Source organism: Clostridioides sp. ZZV14-6009 (genome assembly GCF_020658095.1).
Taxonomy (GTDB): Bacteria; Bacillota; Clostridia; order Peptostreptococcales; family Peptostreptococcaceae; genus Clostridioides.
Map to the genome: position 1 here is coordinate 1 of NZ_JAGWDG010000100.1, position 211 is coordinate 211.

Consider the following 211-nt stretch of genomic DNA (forward strand, 5'->3'; position numbering starts at 1 on the left):
TCTGATGTGTCATGGTCAGAATTTGTTCGTCAATTAGAATACAAGGCTAATTGGTATGGTAGACAAATTGTAAAGGTGGGTAAATTCTTTGCAAGTTCACAAATATGCAATAAATGTGGGTACAAAAACGAGGCAATTAAGAATTTAAATATAAGAGAATGGATTTGTCCTTGTTGTAATGTAACTCACGATAGAGATATAAATGCAAGTA

At 32.2% G+C, this 211-nt stretch carries 1 protein-coding gene; it reads left to right on the forward strand.

Annotation, left to right across the window (positions count from 1 at the left end):
• Positions 1–211: transposase (locus tag KGF36_RS20075; protein ID WP_227854989.1), on the forward strand; the 211-nt coding region annotated here is incomplete at both ends.